Consider the following 16,099-nt stretch of genomic DNA (forward strand, 5'->3'; position numbering starts at 1 on the left):
GGTCGGGTGCACTCCTCTGCGGTCTTCCTGATCGAGTTCGGCGCGATCATCCTCGCGCTGGGGCTGCTGGGCCGGCTCGCCGGACGCTTCCAGTTCTCCCCGATACCCCTCTACCTCCTCGGCGGCCTCGCCTTCGGCGAGGGCGGGCTGCTCCCGCTTGGCGCCAGTGAGGAGTTCGTCGCGATCGGCGCCGAGATCGGCGTCATCCTGCTCCTGCTGATGCTGGGGCTGGAGTACACGGCCAGCGACCTGGTCTCCAACCTGAAGACCCAGTACCCGGCCGGCCTGGTCGACTTCGTCCTCAACGCGCTGCCCGGCGCTGGGATGGCCCTGCTGCTGGGATGGGGCCCGGTAGCCTCCGTGGTGCTCGCAGGCGTCACGTGGATCTCCTCCTCCGGCGTCATCGCCAAGGTCATGGGCGACCTCGGACGGCTCGGCAACCGCGAGACGCCGGTGATCCTGAGCGTCCTGGTCCTCGAAGACCTGGCCATGGCCGTGTACCTGCCGATCATCACCGCGCTACTCGCCGGGGTGAGCCTGGCCGCCGGAAGCCTCACCCTGGCCATCGCCCTCGGCGTCGCGGGCCTGGTCCTGTTCCTCGCGGTCCGGTTCGGACGGGTCATCTCCCGGTTCGTCTCCAGCGACGACCCCGAGAAGCTCCTGCTCGTCGTCCTCGGCCTGACCCTGCTGGTCGCCGGCATCGCCCAGCAGCTCCAGGTCTCCGCCGCCGTCGGCGCGTTTCTCGTCGGCATCGCCCTCTCGGGAGAGGTCGCCGAGGGCGCGCACAACCTGCTGAGCCCCCTGCGGGACCTGTTCGCGGCGGTGTTCTTCGTCTTCTTCGGCCTGCACACCGACCCGGCCAGCATCCCGCCCGTCATTCTTCCGGCGCTGGCGCTGGCGGTCGTGACGGCCGGCACGAAGATCGCCACCGGCTACTGGGCCGCGCGCCGCGCCGGGATCTCCGTCAAGGGCCGCTGGCGGGCCGGCGGCACGCTCGTCGCCCGCGGCGAGTTCTCCGTCGTCATCGCGGGCCTGGCCGTGACCGCCGGAATCGAGCCCGCCCTGGGCCCGCTGGCCACCGCGTACGTCCTCGTCCTGGTCATCGTCGGCCCGTTGACCGCCCGCTACACGGAACCGATCGCGTCCTATCTCACCGGCCGTCGCCAGAAGGCTCCGGCGGTCGGGGCGGCACGGGTCGAGGCGCCGGCGGCGGAGTCGCTGGAGCCGGTGGAGGACGGCACCGCCGGACGGGCATGAGCGACGACACCTGGGCCGCCATCACCAGCAGGGACACCATGGTCCTGCTTGCGGCCCTAACCGTCTACCTCGGCGGGGTCGTCGGCTTCGCCGCAAGCCTGCCGCGGCTCATGCTCAAAGACGCGGAATGGAGGCGGGACACCGGACGGGATCCCGCCTCCAGCGCTCTGACGCTCACCCTGTTGGTCGTCCTGTGGCCGGCAAACCTGGTGTACGTGTGGTGGCGGATCGTGGCCCGGCGACGTGGCCCTACCGCCTGGAGCCGGAGCCGTCCGCCCCATCAGGACGCCGGTGGCCCGCCGTCTCGAGCGTCGGCTCCCGGACCGGGCCGGGAGGGAGCCAGGCGGGTGAGGACGGGGCCCGCGATGGCGAGGATGAACACGTACGAGGTCACCAACGGGCCGAGGGTGTCGTGCAGGGTGCCGACCAGTCCGACGATGACGAGGGAGAACTCGCCCCGGGCGATCAGCGCGGTCCCCGCGCGCCACTTCCCTCGTCGCCCGACCCCGTCGCGGGAGGCGGCGTACCGGCCGGTGAGGACCTTGGTGACGAGGGTGACGGCGGCCAGCGCGAGCGCGGCGGGCAGGACGGGCAGCAGGTCGGCAGGGTCGACGGACAGTCCGATGGCCAGGAAGAACACCGCAGCGAACAGGTCACGCAGCGGGCTGAGCACGGCACGAGTGCGGGTCGCGGTCTCGCCGGTGAGGGTGAGACCGACGAGGAAGGCCCCCACGGCGGCCGAGGCGTGAACGAACTCGGCCAGCGCGGCGACGACCAGAGCGAGCCCGAGGACCCTCAACAGCAGCTGCTCGTCATCGGGATGGGCGACCAGCCGACCGAGATGGTGCCCCCACCGGTACGACACGGTGAACGCGGCCAGCACCGCGCCGACCGCCGCGAGCACACCCAGGATCGCCTGCCACCACACACCCCCGGACGCCAGGACCGCGAGCACGGGCAGATAGGCGGCCATCGCGCAGTCCTCCATGACCAGGACGGACAGGACCGCGGGCGTCTCCCGGTTGCCCAGGCGGTGCAGGTCGGACAGCAGGCGGGCGACGATTCCGGACGAGGAGATGTAGGTGGCTCCGGCCAGGGCCAGGATGCCGATGCCGTCCATGCCGAGCAGCCAGCCGGCCACCGCCCCGGGAGCGGCGTTCAGTACCGCGTCGACCAGCGCGGAGGGCACGTGTCGCCGCATGCTGACCGCGAACTCGGCCAGCGAGAACTCCAAGCCGAGGACCAGGAGAAGCAGGATCACGCCGATGGCGGCGCCGGTCTCGACGAACTCACCGGCGGCCGGGACGGGAGCGATGCCTCCCTCGCCCACGGCGAGTCCGGTCAGCAGGTACAGAGCGATGGGCGAGAGGGTGAAGCGCCGCGCGAGGGTCCCGAGCACGCTGAGCGCGGCGAGGATGACGCCCAGCTCCAGCAGCAGCGCGACCGGCGTACGCACGCGCTCAGCCCCGGATGATCTGTTCCACGCCCGCGATGCCCTCGTGGGTCCCGATCACCACCAGGACGTCTCCGCCGGCCAGGACGTCCCGGGGAGTGGGAGAGGCGATCACCTCCTCGCCCCGCACCACCGCGACGACCGACGCCCCGGTACGGCTGCGCGCCCGCGTGTCACCCAGCGGCCGGCCGTCGTACGCACTGCCCGGCAGCACCTCGACCTGCCCGGCCACCAGGCCGGGCACTTCCTTGGTCAGGTCCGCGAACCGCTCCGCGATCCGAGGGGCACCGAGAATCTCCGCGACCGCGTCGGCCTCCTCGCTGTCGAGCTGGAGCACCGACCGGCCCTCGTCCGGGTCCTCCGCCCCGTAGACGACCAGCTCGAACTCGCCGGTACGCCGGGCCACCACCCCCACCCGCTCGCCCCGGCGGCTGGTGAACTCGTAACGCAGGCCCACGCCGGGCAACAGCACCTCGGTGACATCCATCCACCCATCGTCGAGCGACACCCCGGCCACGGCACCCGCGGAGGGTCCGTGCGGGTAGCAGGACGTCGGACGGCGCGGGACACGAAGCTCCCGGCGCCCTACCACAGCCACGTAGTCAGCAGATCGCCTGACCAGCGACTCAGTGGCCTGATGACCCATCAGAACGAGCGTCAGATGAGCGTCATTTCAGCGTCAAGATATCGCCCGTAACGCCCACACCGCACATAGTACGCACACACAAACCGCAGGTCAGGAGCCCTTTGCAGCCGGTTCGAGGATGGCGACACACTCCACGTGATGCGTCCCCAGTGTCAGGGTACGGGCCGGTCGAACGGGTTCGGTGCGGTTCAGCACAGGACGGCGGGCACACGTGGACCGACACCGCCCTCACACCTCCCGGGCCCCTGCGCTTGGCAAGCCTGGCGCACGGAGTGGACGGCCACCCCAGGCAGCCACGCCCTGGCCGGCCGGGCCTCCGACTTCTCTGGTCGCACCCAACCCTCGAACAACCCTGGGACCGCGGGGCTTCGGCAACAACGTCATCCAACGCTTCCCCGCCTGTGCTGCTGAACTGAGCGGATCCTCTTACAGATCCGTGACGAGCGGCCCGTCGGACACCTCGCCGGTACCGGGGCGGCATAGCTTCGGGGTATGCGCGTACTTGTGACTGGAGGAGCGGGCTTCATCGGCTCGCACATCGTCGCCGAGCTGATCGGACGCGGGCACGACCCGGTGGTGTTCGACATGGCGGCGGACGGGCGGGACGTGCGGGACCCGCAGGCGGTACGGGACGCCCTGACCGGGGTCGACGCGGTCTGTCACCAGGCGGCCAAGGTGGGCCTGGGCAAGGACTTCGGGGACGCACCGCGATATGTGTCGACCAATGACCTCGGTACGGCGGTCCTCCTGGCCGGGATGGCGGAGGCAGGGGTGAGGCGGCTGCTGCTCGCCGGATCGATGGTCGTCTACGGCGAGGGGCGGTACGCGTGTGCCGTGCACGGCGTGGTCCGGCCCGGTCCGCGTGCCGAGGCCGACCTGAAGGCCGGTCGGTTCGAGCCGCGCTGCCCGGAGTGCGGTGCCGACCTGGCACCTGGTCTGGTCGCGGAGGACGCGCCGATGGACCCCCGGAACGTCTACGCCACCACCAAGCTCGCGCAGGAACACCTCGCGGCATCATGGGCCCGGGCGATCGACGGACGCGTGATCTCGCTGCGCTACCACAACGTCTACGGGCCGGGGATGCCTCGCGACACCCCGTACGCGGGCGTGGCCGCCCTGTTCCGATCCGCGCTCGCGCGCGGCGAATCGCCGCGCGTCTTCGAGGACGGCGGGCAGCGGCGGGACTTCGTCCACGTACGGGACGTGGCCTCGGCCAACGCGGTGGCGCTGGACGCGTTGACGGAGGGACCGGCCTTCGCCGCGTACAACGTCGGCAGCGGCGATCCACGAACCGTCAACGACATGGCACAGGCACTGGCCGGCGCGTGCGGAGGCCCGGACCCGGTCGTCACCGGCGAGTACCGGCTGGGCGACGTCCGGCACATCACCGCCGACTCTGCGCGGCTGTGCCGCGAGCTGGGCTGGCGCCCGACGGTGCCGTTCGCCGACGGGATGGCCGAGCTCACGGGCGGCGCGGAAGGCCCGGCCCTGCGGGAGGCTGGGCTCGCCCGGCAGCCGTAGGGCAGCAGTGGGATGACCTGGAGGGAACGGCTACCCCGCCGGTGCCGGCAGGGTCAGTTCGAAGCGGCAGCCGCCGGAGACGTTGCGGACGTCGGCCCGGCCCGCGTGGGCCTCGACGATGCCGCGGACGATCGCCAGGCCGAGGCCCGCCCCCGAGGGTGGGGTACGTGCCGGGGTTCCGCGCCAGCCGGTGTCGAAGACGCGCGGGAGGTCTTCCTCGGGGATGCCTCCGCAGGCGTCGGTGACCGAGAGCACCACGGCGTCCGCGCGGCGTTCGGCGGCGATCGCGACGGTGCCGTCGGCGGGGGTGTGGCGGATGGCGTTCACGAGGAGGTTGGAGAGAACGCGGGTCATCTCCTTGCCGTCCACCTCCACGGGGAGCGGTGCGACGTTCTCGCCCGCCAGGCGCACGCCGTGTTCCCGGGCGAGGGCGTCGGCACCGGCCAGGGCGTCTCCGACCAGGTCGTAGAGGGACATCCGGGTGGGGCTGAGGGACAGCGCGCCGGCGTGGATACGGGAGAGCTCGAAGAGGTCGCCGACCATGGAGTTGAGGCGGTCGACCTCGGTGCGCATCTGGCGGTGGTAGCGGGCGGGATCGGCCGCCATGCCGTCCTCCAGCGCCTCCGACATGGCGCGCAGCCCGGCCAGTGGGGTGCGCAGGTCGTGCGAGATCCAGGCGACGAGCTCGCGCCGGGAGGTCTCCAGGGCGCGCTCGCGTTCGCGGGAGGCGGCCAGCCGTTCGCTGGTGAGGGCGAGTTCGCGGCTCAGGGCCTCGAACTCGGCGGGGGCGGGGACTAGCGGTGGCGTGAACGTGCCCTGCTCCCCGAAGCCGCGGGCCGCGCGGACGAGTTCCCGGCATCGTCGTACGACCTGGCGGCCGAGGAGCAGGGCGGTGGCCAGCGACACGGCGGCCGCCATCGCGACGACCATGGTCACCACGGCCAGGTCGTGGGAGGACAGGAACATCGCCCACGCCACCGCGAGCGTCCCGGCGAGCATCGCGGACACGGCGACGGCGGCGACGACGGCGAGGGACACCGCGAGACTCCGGTGTCTGAGGACGCGCAGCGCCACGACTCCCAGAAGCCCCGCGGCGCCTGCGCCGAGGAGGGCGTACAGGGCGATCAGCAACAGGTCACGCACGGCCGGCCGCCGTCTCGGCAGCCGTCGCGGCCTCCGTGGCCGGGCTCGCCTCGAAGCGGTAGCCGACGCCCCAGACGGTCTGGATCAGTCGCGGGCTCGCCGGGTCGTCCTCGACCTTTCCGCGGAGCCGGCGCACGTGGACGGTCACGGTGGACAGGTCTCCGAAGTCCCAGCCCCAGACCTCGCGCATCAGCCGCTCCCGGTCGCAGACCTGCCCCGAGTGCCGCAGGAAGTAGGCGAGGAGATCGAACTCCCTCAGGGTGAGGGCGAGTTCCGTGCCCTTCTTGGTGACTCGACGCGCCGCCGGGTCCAAGGAAAGACCCGCCGCGGCGAGACGTGGCTCACCGGCCGGAGCGGCGGCCGTCGCCCGGCGCAGGACCGACTGCACGCGCAGGACGAGCTCTCGCGGGCTGAAGGGCTTGGTCACGTAGTCGTCCGCGCCCACCTCCAGGCCCAGGATCCGGTCGTCCTCGTCGCCACGCGCGGTCAGCATGATGACCGGGACGGGCCGTGTGCCGCTCTCCCGTGCGCGCAGTCGGCGGCAGACCTCCAGCCCGTCCATACCGGGCAGCATCAGGTCGAGCACGATGAGGTCGGGCCGGAGCTCTTCGGCGGCGCGCAATGCGGCCGGCCCGTCCGCCGCCCGGCGAACCGCGAAACCGGCCCGCTTCAGATACCCGGCCACGACCTCCGAGACGGTCGGATCATCGTCCACGACGAGAACACCGCCCAGCGCACCGATCTCGTCGGTGCCGTCGGGCCGGTGCCCTTCGTACGCACTCTCCGTATCGCTCACTCCCATGGCTCCAGGTTGTCACCCAGCTGGGCCCGGGTGTGGCGCGGGTTCCCCTCCTCCGGGGTGGCGTCCGCGTTTCGTAAGGACTGGAAGGGCCGTTTCCCGCTACTCGGTTCCTACGGTGTGGAGGGTGACTTCATCTGCTTGCGCACCGCCCCGCGCGGACCTCGTACTGCCGTGCCTCGACGAGGCCGAAGCACTCCCCTGGGTGTTGGGGCGCGTGCCCGCCGGATGGCGGGCCATCGTCGTCGACAACGGGTCGACCGACGGCTCCGCGGAGATCGCCCGAAGCCTCGGGGCGACCGTCGTGCACGAGAGCCGACGTGGTTTCGGTGCGGCCTGCCACGCCGGGCTGCTCGCGGCGCGGGCCGACTTGGTCTGCTTCTGCGACTGCGACGCCTCCATGGACCCGGGGCTGCTCGCCCCGATGGCCGCACGGGTGGCATCGGGTGAGGTCGATCTGCTGCTCGGCCGCCGCCGCCCGCAGGGCTTCGGGGCCTGGCCCGCGCACGCCCGCGCCGGGAACCTGGCCCTCGCGCGGATGGTGCGTGGCCGCACCGGCCTGCGGCTGTACGACCTCGGACCGATGCGGGTGGCGCGCCGGGAGTCCCTGCTCGGGCTGGAGCTGACCGACCGGCGCAGCGGCTACCCGCTCCAAATGGTGGTGCGCGCCGCGGACGCGGGCTGGCGGGTCGCCGAGACGGACGTCCCGTACCTGCCCCGCTCGGGTAAGTCCAAGGTCACCGGGACCTGGCGGGGCACCTGGAACGCCGTACACGACATGCGCCGGGTCCTGGCGGAGCCACCCGGCACACGGTCCGCCTCGGCCGGGGAGGTCTCCGTATGAGCACCCTCCTCGTCATCGCCAAGGCTCCCGTGGCGGGTCGGGTCAAGACGCGCCTCACCCCGCACTTCACCCCGCAGCAGGCAGCCGATCTGGCACGTGCCGCACTCGAGGACACCCTTGCAGCCGTGCTCGCCACCCCGACCGGGCACCGCGTCCTGGTGCTCGACGGGCGACCAGGGTCCTGGGTGCCCGAGGGCATCGAAGTCGTTCCGCAGACCGCCGGCGGCCTCGACGCCCGACTGGCCGCGGCCTTCTCCCACGTCGAAGGACCCGCCCTGCTCATCGGCATGGACACCCCTCAGGTCACCCCCGACCTCCTCGCCCAGGGCCTCGACTTCAGCGAGACCGATGCCTGGTTCGGCCCGGCCGACGACGGCGGGTTCTGGGCGCTCGGCCTGGCCGAGCCCGACCCGGCGCTGCTCCTCGGCGTCCCCATGTCGGTGGCGCACACGGGGCGGGAGCAGCGCCGACGGCTGACCGCGTCCGGGCGCACGGTAAGGGACCTGCCCGAGCTGTGCGACGTGGACACCCCGGCCGACGCGGCACAGGTCGCGGCCGCCATACCCGGCACACGCTTCGCCACCCTCCACGGTGGCCTCTGCGCGGTGACGCGATGACCACCCAGCTGACCGAGCCCGCCCTCGCCTGGCGTGCCGACCCGTACACCGAGGCCCTCCGCTGCGGCCGGGGCCCGCTCTACCTGCGCCGAAGCGACGGCTGGCTGCTGCCCCTGGAGGTCGAGCGATGGTGCGCCGACCCCGACGCGGCCGACGCCACCGTCCTCGACCGCTGCGACGGCCCCGTCCTGGACATCGGGTGCGGACCCGGCCGCCTCGTCACCGCCCTCGCCGCACGCGGACACCGGGCTCTCGGGGTGGACGTCACCCCGGAGGCAGTGGCCCGCACGGTCCGCGCGGGAGGCAGCGCCCTGTGCAGATCGGTCTTCGATCCCCTGCCTCGTGAGGGCCGCTGGGACACCGTGCTGCTCATCGACGGCAACATCGGCATCGGAGGCGATCCGGCCGCCCTGCTGCGCCGCGCCGCCCGACTCGCCTCACCGACCGGCTCCCTGCTGGTCGAGGTGGCCACCACCGAGGTCGACGAACGCGTCGAGGTCCACGTCGACGACGGCCGCGGCGGCCACGGAGCGCCCTTCCGGTGGGCCCGGCTCGGCACCCGGGCCCTGTGCGCCGAGGCCCCGGAGGCCGGCTGGACCCGCGCCCTCACCTGGCAGGCCGGGGGCCGCAGCTTCGTGGGCCTACGCCGCTGACGACGCGACATGGAGGGGGCCGACGCCGGACACGCGTCGGCCCCCTTCTCCGTAGCCCCCGGCTCACCGCCGCCGATCCGCCCGTCGCAGGCATGCGCGCACCCCGACGTACGCGACCGTGATCACGGCGACGGCCGCCATCGCGAGAAGCCAGTTCCGCGCGTAGTTCAGCGGCAGAACCGTCGCGTTGGCCACGTCTTCGGGGCGCAGGAGGGGCGGCAGGGCGATGACCGTCAGTGAGCCCGCGACGATCAGCGCGGCGCGCGGAGCTCCACGCAGACGCAGACCCGCCGCCGCGGCGAGCGCGGCGATCGCGAAGACGAGCGGTGCTATCAGGCCGTCGTGCACGAGGACACCACCCGCGAGCCACACGCCGACCCGCCACGGCTCGGGTTGCTCCAGCACCAGGGCACCGCCGAAGGCCATCAGGACGATCCCACAGCCGCCCAGCACGTACCGGAACCCCATCACAGCACCTCCAGCCGGCCGACCCACTTGGTCTGGAGCACTCCGGGCCGGTTCGGGGCGATGATCCGCGCCGGGTAGCCGTGGTCCAGCGACAGGACTTCGCCGTTCAGGCCCGACGCCAGGAGGGTGAGCGGGTCCTGGACATACGTGCGGCCCATCTCCATCACCCGGTACGCGCCCGCCGCTTCCAGTGACACCACCCGGCACCGTGCCTCCGGGCCGGCCCCCGCCCTGTGCAGCAGGTCACGCACCCGTACCCCCGTCCAGCGGGCGGACTTGCTCCAACCCTCGACGCATGCGAGGGGCAGGCTCACTTCGTACTGCGCCATCGCGCGCAGTTCCTCCAGGGTGAGGCTGTACGGGCGCGGCCCGGCGACGGTCAACCGCCAGTCGGTCAGCGACGCCGCGGTGACGCGTGCCGCGGCGGCCGTGCGGTTGACCGGCAGGCCCTGCGGCCCGTGGTCAGGACTGCGCGGGCCGAACAGCGCCAGCGGACCGAGTGCGGTGACGGACTGGCCGATGGTCGTCAGCGTGACGGCGCCGACCCCGGCCGCGACGGCCGCCAGCAGCTGGCGACGGTCCGGTCCGTCGGCGGGGGGAAGGGCCAGGGTTCCGGGTGATCGGCTGGTGAAGTGGTCCCGGATCTGCGGCCATTGAACGGCGAGGTGGAGCAGCAGCGCTCCTAGCAGCAGCCAGCCGACGGCGTAGTGCACGGGCACGAAGGAGAACGGCCATGGGTACCACTGGAAGGTGTTCAGCAGACCGGTGAACAGCTCGAAGATCCCCGCGGCGACGAGCACGGCCACCGAGAGGCGTTCCAGCGCGTGCCGGACCGACCGGACCGGAGGCGACGCGAAGAGCCTGGGGTAGACCGCCCACAACTTGGCGGCCAGCAGCGGGATCGCGGCGATGCCGGAGGTCACATGCAGACCCTGGGTGAGCCGGTAGCCCCAGTACGGGCGGCTCGGCAGCCGGTCGGCGAGCCAGATGGGCGGGCGCTGGAGGTAGTGGCTGAGCACGCCGGTCGCGAAACAGACCAAGATGGCGAGACCGAGCCAGCGGCCGATCGCGGTCGCGGTACGGGCATCATGCAGACGCGCCTTGAACGTGATCGGCGGTCCATGAGGCGGAATGAAGCGCATGAGCCCATGACACCCCCGGACGGACCCGTATGGGTGGTCGGAACACCTTACGAAACACGGACGCGCGGGGCGCCCGGCCCCACTTCCAGGACCGTTCCTGGAACGCTGCGGACGTGAACCCGCGCACCGCCCTCACCGCCACAGCCCTCGCCACCCTTACCACCGTCCTCGTCCTCACCATCCGGTACGACGGCTACTTCGCCGACCCCGGCGGGCTGTTCTGGCGGTACGCGGCGTGCTGGGTGCTGTTCGCCGGCGCTCTGCTCGCGCTGTGCCGGGTTCCGTCCTCCCATGTCGTACCCCTACTCGTGGCCGGCGCGATCGCCGTCACGGTGACCGGACTTGTGGCGCCACCCCGGACCAGCACGGACTCGTACCGCTACGCCTGGGACGGCCGCGTCCAGTCGGCCGGCGTATCCCCGTACGACCACGCTCCGCAGGACCCGGAGCTGGTCCGGCTGCGCGACCCGTGGCTCTTTCCCACGGGGGCGGCCTGCACCGGCCCCGACCGTGCCCGCATCCCGCATCCCGGACCGGTACCGCACTGCACGCGTCTCAACCGGCCCGCCGTACACACCATCTACCCGCCCGTGGCCGAGGCGTACTTCCTGACCGTCGACCAGCTCTCCCCGGAGGAGGCCCGGCACAAGCCCCTCCAGATCGGCTCCGGCCTGACCTCTCTGGGCGTGACCGGTGCGGTGCTGCTGATCCTGCGCCGCAGGGGCACGGACCCCCGCCCGGCCGCGTACTGGGCGTGGTGCCCCGTCGTACCCATCGAGGCGGTCAACAACGCACATGTGGACGTCCTCGGGGCACTCTTGGCCGTGACCGGACTCGGACTCCTCGCCCTCCTCCCGCAGCGCCGCTCCGCCGGCGGGCTGGTCCTCGGCGCCGCCGTCGCCACCAAGCTCATGCCCGCCGTCGTCCTGTCGGGCGCGCTGTCTGGAGTCCGCCGCGTCCGCGACGCGGCCGCCGTGCTGCTGCCCGCCGTCGCGTTCACCGCGCTCGCCTACACGCCCTACGTCCTCCTCTCGGACGGTTCCGTGTTCGGCTATCTCGGTGGCTACGTGGAGGAGGAAGGCTACGACGACCCCGCCGCCGGACCCCGGTACGCGCTGCTCCGGCTGGTCCTGCCCGACAGTTGGGCGCTTCCGGTGGTCCTCGCCGTCATGGCGGCGGTGTCCCTGTACGTGATGCGGCGCGGTGACCCGCACCGCCCGTGGAGCGGCGCGCTCCTGGTCACCGGCTGGGCCTTCGCCCTCCTCACGCCCGGCTATTCCTGGTACGCGTTGCTCCTGGTCGCCCTCGTCGCGCTGGACGGGCGCTGGGAATGGCTCGGCGTCGCCCTCGCGGGCCCAGCCGTCTACGTCTTCGGCCGGGTCTTCGACCACCGGCAGCCGACGGCCGCGATCGCGTACGGCCTTGCGGTCCTCCTCGTCCTCGCGGCCACTGCCGTGCGGCGACGCCGCGGCACCGGAACGCGTCAGCCCGAGGACGTCTCCATCCAGGCATCGGGGCCGGGGTCGCCCCCCTCGGCCCGGATCACGAGCCGGCCGACGTAGTGGCGCCAGCCCTCGGCGTGCGCGGCGCATGCCTCCGGCGAGGGAAGTCCGCTGTGGACCAGACGCAGCAAGGTGCCCTCGGTCGTGGGCTCCAGGGTGATCTCCACGGTGCTTGATCCGGCCGGAACGGGCATGGGGCCTGTCTCCCAGCCCCAGGTGAAGACGAGCCGCTTGGGCGGTTCGACGGCGAGGAAGCGGCCGGAGGCGATGTTCTCGCCGGTGACGCGGGCGCGGTACGCGCCGTCGGGCTCGAAGGAGAAGGTGCCGTCGGCGCCCATCCAGGACAGCCACTTCTCGCGGTCGGTGAAGAAGCCGAAGACGGTCTCGGGGCGGGCGGCGATGTGCCGTTCCAGGGTGACGGTGTCCGTGGCGGGCGGGGGTGTCGTCATGAGGGGGTCTCATTCCGTTCGGCCTCTTCGGCGAGCCGGGCCAGGGTGTCGAGCTTCGTGCCCCACATCGCCTGGAGGTAGTCGGCGAGCGGGCCCAGCGCCTCCCGGTCGGCGCGGTAGAACCGCTTGGTCCCGTCCTTGCGCAGCGTCACCAGGCCGGTGTCCCGCAGCACCTTGAGGTGCTGGGAGACCGCCCCGAAGGTGACCTCGAAGCGGGCCGCGATGTCCCCCGCCGACAGCTCGTCGTCCCAGATCAGCCGCAAGATCTCGCGCCGCCTGGGCTCGGCTATCACCTGTACCGCGTCCATCCATCGAATTTTAGTCGAGGCTTCAGCTTGCTGCCCCGACGGGCTTATTTTAGTCTGGACTCAAATAACCCCTCAGGGGAACCCCGCACCACCAGGAGCACTCCATGACCGCCATCACCCACGAGACCGACATCGCCACCGGCCGGACCCGCGTACTGGAGGCGCTCAACACCCACGACGGCCTCACCGGCTGGTGGACGAACGACGTGAACCGCAAGGGCGAGGTCCTCTTCTTCAACTTCCCGGGCATCCCCGAGCCTTTCCAGCTCCGCCGTGAGCGGGCCGACGAGGACCGCGTCGTCTGGGTGAACATCGGCGCGTTCCCGCCCCACTGGGCCGGCACCACCATCACCTGGGACCTCTCCGACGCCACCGGCGGCGGCACCCGCGTCGCCTTCTCCCACTCTGGCTTCCCGGACGGCGAGGCCGAGCTCCCGATGATCAGCGAGACCTGGGGCACCCTGATGACCCGCCTGAAGGACTACGCCGAGTCGGGCACGCCCCATCCCTTCTTCACCGTCTGAGGACCCCGATGAAGGTCGACGTCCTGACCGAGACGGTGTTCGCCGTCCCGTGCGACCGGGTGGCCGCCTATGCGGCCGACCCCTCGCACGCCCCGGAGTGGTACGCCAACATCGACTCCGTCGCCTGGCAGACCCCGCCGCCCCTCGCGATCGGCTCCCGCATCGCGTTCACCGCCCGCTTCCTCGGTCGGCGCCTCGCCTACACCTACGAGATCGCCGCCTACGAGCCGGGCCGGAGGCTGGTGATGCGGACCAGCGAGGGCCCCTTCCCCATGGAGACCACCTACACGTGGGAACCGCACGGGGAAGCCGGCGACCGCACCCTCATGACGCTGCGGAACCGGGGGGAGCCCAGCGGATTCGCCGCACTCGCCGCCCCCGTGATGGCGGCCGCGATGCGGCGCGCCCAGAGCAAGGACCTGGCAGGCCTCAAGGCGCTCCTGGAGCGCCCGGTATGAGCCAGGCCGTCCGGCCGCGATCCTCCGTCACTTGGGCGGAAGTGTGCTCGCGAAATCCACGGCCGTCGTGATCCAGTGGTCGAGGACCCGGTCCTCCGCGAGCGCGGGGCCGCCGACGGTCACCCAGCCGCGCATCGGCTTGCCGGTGAAGTCCATCGGGCGGGCCTCCGGGCGGTCCAGGGCCTCCTCAGCCTGATCGGGGCCCACCCGGGCGATCAGCTCGTCGCCGACCACGCCCACGGTCATGTTCCCGCCCAGCAGGAAGGCCAGCCCGCCGAACATCCGCTTCTCGGTGAGGTCCGGCCGCTCATCGAGCCCCTCCCTGATCCGCTGAGCCAGCCCTTCGTCGTACGTCATGGACCCCACTCTCCCGCACGTCCCGGCGGCGCGCCGGGCGGGAAGCAGCCGGGCCGCCGGGCGTACGCGGTCCGAAGGGCCGCCGCGCCGATGGCGGTACCGCCGTCGAGAGCCGTCATTCCGCCGCGCGGCGCGCCCGGCGCTGACGTCGTGCCGCGCGTCGTGGAGGCGCCGATTCATGCCATCTGCGGACGACGAGGATCGCGGCCGAGGCGACGAAGAGCGCAGCCGTGATGAGCAGCCAGCGCTCCAGGAACCCGTCGGCCGGAAGCCCTGTGTACGCGGTGTAGTGATCGACCCGGCCCAGGATCAGTGGCCACCAGACAAGCAGCAGAACCCCCGAGACGAAGAGGGGAACACGTACGTGGTTGCCGCTCGCTCGCCGCGGTCCCTCGCCCGCACCTGCCCCTTCCCGGAACAGGCGCTGCGCGGCCCGGTCGGTCACCGCGTAGAGGGGGAGCAGGACGAGGTCGTGGAGGAGTGCCGCACCGACGAACCACAGGGCCACGCCCAGAGTGTCCCCCTTGAGCAGCCGTACGCCAGCGTAAGCGGCGAGCGTGAAGGAGGCCAGCACGAGGAGGAGGTGGAGCGGGGAAGCTCCGTAGCGGCGGCGGAAGGTGGCCATGTGGCTCATGCCGGCTCTCCGAAGGTGATCCGGCTGACCCATTTGGTGTTGTGGACGCCAGGAGCGCCCGGGACGATCACCCGGGCCGGGTAGCCGTGGTCCCGCGAGAGCACGGCCCCGTTGACGCGTACGGCCAGGAGTGAACGGTGGTCGCGTACCTGGCTGTCCCTCAGCACGACGGAGCTGAACGCCCCTCCCCTCTGTACCGATTCCACCAGGGCCCGTGGGGTGTCCGTGCCCCGCCCGACCAGTGCGGCCAGGTCTGTGAGCCGAACGCCGCTCCACAGCTGGTCGGGGGTCGACCAGCCCTCCACGCAAGCGATGGGCAGAGCCGCCTCGTGCTGCTCCATGGCCAGCAGCTCGTCTCGGGTCAGCACGACCTGGCGGCCCGCGCTGCGTACGGTCAGCCGCCAGGCGGGGCCGATGTCGCTGGGCCGGATCCCCACGGATGCCGCGGTCTTGTTGATCTGGAAGCCGTTCGGCCCGGAGCCGGGATCCGTGCCGTGCGGGGCGAGCAGCGCCGTCTGGCGCCACCAGCCGCCCACGCTCTGCCCGGCCGTCACCACGAACAGCGCCAGGGATCCCAGCCCGACCATGGCCAGGGCGCCCCGGCGCGAGATGGTCGGGGGCGCCGGCCGGGGCGACTTGAGTCCCGCCGCCTCCTCCGTGCCGGCTTCCGGCAGTTCGCGCCCGTACCTCACCGCGCGCAGGGCACGCGGCAGCCGGAAGGCCACGTGGACGACGAAGGCGCCGATGAACACCCACGCCCCGTAGAAGTGGAGGACGTAGAAGGAGCCCGGGAAGATGTAGTGCAGCTGTACGTTGAGGATGCCGGTGGCGAACTCGAAGAGCGCGCCGCCCACCAGCAGGAGCAGGGAGAGTCGCTCGATGCCGTGGCCGACCGACCGCACGGGCGGCCATTCGAACAGCTTGGGGATGACCGACCACAGCTTCGCCAGCAGCACCGGCACGAGGACGACGCCCAGGACCACGTGTACGCCCTGGTTCACCCGGTAGAGCCAGTACGGCGAGGTCGGCCAGGAGAACAGGTAGATGCCGAGCCACCCCTTGTCCGGCGTCTGGTCGTTGACCGGCGACAGATCCGGGTTGTACGCGGCGTACGACACCAGGCCCGTCACGAACAGCACCGTGATGCCGACCAGCAGGACGAGCCCGAGCACAGCGGTCAGCCACAGCCCCCGCAGCGGGCTGCGCCAGAACTCCGGCCGCGTCGGCCCCGGCGGGGGCCCTGACACGGCAGCCCGCAGACGCGTCAGCGCAGCCGGCCGCTTCGCAGGCTCCGACGGCGCCCGGGACGGAGGCTCGGGCCGAT

The 16,099-nt window shown here is 72.2% G+C and carries 19 protein-coding genes; 8 read left to right on the forward strand and 11 right to left on the reverse strand.

The features are described 5' to 3' along the window. The first annotated feature begins 6 nt into the window (after window positions 1-6). A complete protein-coding gene (locus N5875_RS03755; protein WP_338491804.1) occupies window positions 7-1,257 on the forward strand; it encodes a cation:proton antiporter in 1,251 nt (416 codons plus the stop codon). 280 nt (window positions 1,258-1,537) lie between these two features. Here the strand turns inward: N5875_RS03755 and N5875_RS03760 are convergent, their stop codons facing one another. Then, window positions 1,538-2,713 carry a cation:proton antiporter gene (locus tag N5875_RS03760; RefSeq protein ID WP_338491805.1) on the reverse strand — a complete coding sequence of 392 codons (1,176 nt, stop codon included), beginning with the start codon at window positions 2,711-2,713 and terminating at the stop codon, window positions 1,538-1,540. Between the two features lie 4 nt (window positions 2,714-2,717). Further along, the gene (locus N5875_RS03765) at window positions 2,718-3,197 is read right to left on the reverse strand and encodes a cation:proton antiporter regulatory subunit (RefSeq protein WP_338491807.1); all 480 of its coding nucleotides are present in this window, start codon (window positions 3,195-3,197) and stop codon (window positions 2,718-2,720) included. Between the two features lie 651 nt (window positions 3,198-3,848). Between N5875_RS03765 and N5875_RS03770 the strand changes: the two genes are divergently transcribed. After that, a complete protein-coding gene (locus N5875_RS03770) occupies window positions 3,849-4,877 on the forward strand; it encodes an NAD-dependent epimerase/dehydratase family protein (RefSeq protein ID WP_338491809.1) in 1,029 nt (342 codons plus the stop codon). Between the two features lie 30 nt (window positions 4,878-4,907). Here the strand turns inward: N5875_RS03770 and N5875_RS03775 are convergent, their stop codons facing one another. Together N5875_RS03775 and N5875_RS03780 are read right to left on the reverse strand one after the other, a co-directional pair. Further along, the gene (locus N5875_RS03775) at window positions 4,908-6,020 is read right to left on the reverse strand and encodes a HAMP domain-containing sensor histidine kinase (protein ID WP_338491811.1); all 1,113 of its coding nucleotides are present in this window, start codon (window positions 6,018-6,020) and stop codon (window positions 4,908-4,910) included. Beyond that, on the reverse strand, window positions 6,013-6,822 hold the full coding sequence (locus tag N5875_RS03780; RefSeq protein ID WP_338491812.1) for a response regulator transcription factor: 810 nt from the start codon (window positions 6,820-6,822) through the stop codon (window positions 6,013-6,015). Before N5875_RS03780 ends, N5875_RS03775 begins: the two co-directional genes overlap by 8 nt. Before the next feature lie 124 nt (window positions 6,823-6,946). Here N5875_RS03780 and N5875_RS03785 point away from each other — a divergent pair, with 124 nt between their 5' ends. The 3 genes from N5875_RS03785 to N5875_RS03795 are packed head-to-tail and all read left to right on the forward strand — an operon-like array spanning window position 6,947 to window position 8,933. Next, window positions 6,947-7,663, forward strand: a complete 717-nt coding sequence (locus N5875_RS03785) for a glycosyltransferase family 2 protein (RefSeq protein ID WP_338491813.1) — start codon at window positions 6,947-6,949, stop codon at window positions 7,661-7,663. Beyond that, window positions 7,660-8,280 (forward strand): TIGR04282 family arsenosugar biosynthesis glycosyltransferase, encoded by a 621-nt coding sequence (locus N5875_RS03790; protein ID WP_338491814.1) that lies wholly within the window; start codon window positions 7,660-7,662, stop codon window positions 8,278-8,280. Before N5875_RS03785 ends, N5875_RS03790 begins: the two co-directional genes overlap by 4 nt. After that, complete coding sequence (locus N5875_RS03795) at window positions 8,277-8,933, forward strand: methyltransferase domain-containing protein (RefSeq protein WP_338491815.1); 657 nt, start codon at window positions 8,277-8,279, stop codon at window positions 8,931-8,933. Before N5875_RS03790 ends, N5875_RS03795 begins: the two co-directional genes overlap by 4 nt. A gap of 63 nt (window positions 8,934-8,996) precedes the next feature. Here N5875_RS03795 and N5875_RS03800 read toward each other — a convergent pair whose 3' ends face one another. Both N5875_RS03800 and N5875_RS03805 read right to left on the reverse strand, forming a co-directional pair. Continuing rightward, window positions 8,997-9,401 (reverse strand): hypothetical protein, encoded by a 405-nt coding sequence (locus N5875_RS03800; protein WP_338491816.1) that lies wholly within the window; start codon window positions 9,399-9,401, stop codon window positions 8,997-8,999. Then, on the reverse strand, window positions 9,401-10,543 hold the full coding sequence (locus N5875_RS03805) for a molybdopterin-dependent oxidoreductase (RefSeq protein ID WP_338491817.1): 1,143 nt from the start codon (window positions 10,541-10,543) through the stop codon (window positions 9,401-9,403). The genes N5875_RS03800 and N5875_RS03805 overlap by 1 nt, the downstream gene beginning before the upstream one ends. Before the next feature lie 113 nt (window positions 10,544-10,656). On the opposite strand from N5875_RS03805, the gene N5875_RS03810 reads away from it, so the two are divergent. Continuing rightward, the gene (locus N5875_RS03810; protein WP_338491818.1) at window positions 10,657-12,105 is read left to right on the forward strand and encodes a glycosyltransferase 87 family protein; all 1,449 of its coding nucleotides are present in this window, start codon (window positions 10,657-10,659) and stop codon (window positions 12,103-12,105) included. Here N5875_RS03810 and N5875_RS03815 read toward each other — a convergent pair. Together N5875_RS03815 and N5875_RS03820 are read right to left on the reverse strand one after the other, a co-directional pair. Further along, window positions 12,027-12,494, reverse strand: a complete 468-nt coding sequence (locus N5875_RS03815) for an SRPBCC domain-containing protein (protein ID WP_338491819.1) — start codon at window positions 12,492-12,494, stop codon at window positions 12,027-12,029. The genes N5875_RS03810 and N5875_RS03815 overlap by 79 nt on opposite strands. Next, complete coding sequence (locus N5875_RS03820; protein ID WP_338491821.1) at window positions 12,491-12,802, reverse strand: metalloregulator ArsR/SmtB family transcription factor; 312 nt, start codon at window positions 12,800-12,802, stop codon at window positions 12,491-12,493. The genes N5875_RS03815 and N5875_RS03820 overlap by 4 nt, the downstream gene beginning before the upstream one ends. Window positions 12,803-12,906: 104 nt before the next feature. Between N5875_RS03820 and N5875_RS03825 the strand changes: the two genes are divergently transcribed. Together N5875_RS03825 and N5875_RS03830 are read left to right on the forward strand one after the other, a co-directional pair. Then, a complete protein-coding gene (locus tag N5875_RS03825; RefSeq protein ID WP_338491823.1) occupies window positions 12,907-13,326 on the forward strand; it encodes an SRPBCC domain-containing protein in 420 nt (139 codons plus the stop codon). An 8-nt stretch (window positions 13,327-13,334) separates the two neighbouring features. Beyond that, window positions 13,335-13,784 (forward strand): SRPBCC family protein, encoded by a 450-nt coding sequence (locus N5875_RS03830; RefSeq protein WP_338491824.1) that lies wholly within the window; start codon window positions 13,335-13,337, stop codon window positions 13,782-13,784. Window positions 13,785-13,811: 27 nt separating this feature from the next. Here the strand turns inward: N5875_RS03830 and N5875_RS03835 are convergent, their stop codons facing one another. The 3 genes from N5875_RS03835 to N5875_RS03845 all read right to left on the reverse strand — a co-directional run bounded on the left by N5875_RS03835 (window position 13,812) and on the right by N5875_RS03845 (window position 16,022). Further along, the gene (locus tag N5875_RS03835; protein WP_338491826.1) at window positions 13,812-14,141 is read right to left on the reverse strand and encodes a TfoX/Sxy family protein; all 330 of its coding nucleotides are present in this window, start codon (window positions 14,139-14,141) and stop codon (window positions 13,812-13,814) included. Window positions 14,142-14,256: 115 nt separating this feature from the next. Further along, window positions 14,257-14,766 (reverse strand): hypothetical protein, encoded by a 510-nt coding sequence (locus N5875_RS03840; RefSeq protein WP_338499080.1) that lies wholly within the window; start codon window positions 14,764-14,766, stop codon window positions 14,257-14,259. Window positions 14,767-14,771: 5 nt separating this feature from the next. After that, entirely contained in the window at window positions 14,772-16,022 is a 1,251-nt protein-coding gene (locus N5875_RS03845; RefSeq protein ID WP_338491828.1) for a molybdopterin-dependent oxidoreductase, read from the reverse strand. Between the last annotated feature and the right edge of the window lie 77 nt (window positions 16,023-16,099).

Origin of the sequence: Streptomyces sp. SJL17-4, from assembly GCF_036826855.1 — a bacterium.
In the GTDB taxonomy this organism is placed as follows: Bacteria; Actinomycetota; Actinomycetes; order Streptomycetales; family Streptomycetaceae; genus Streptomyces.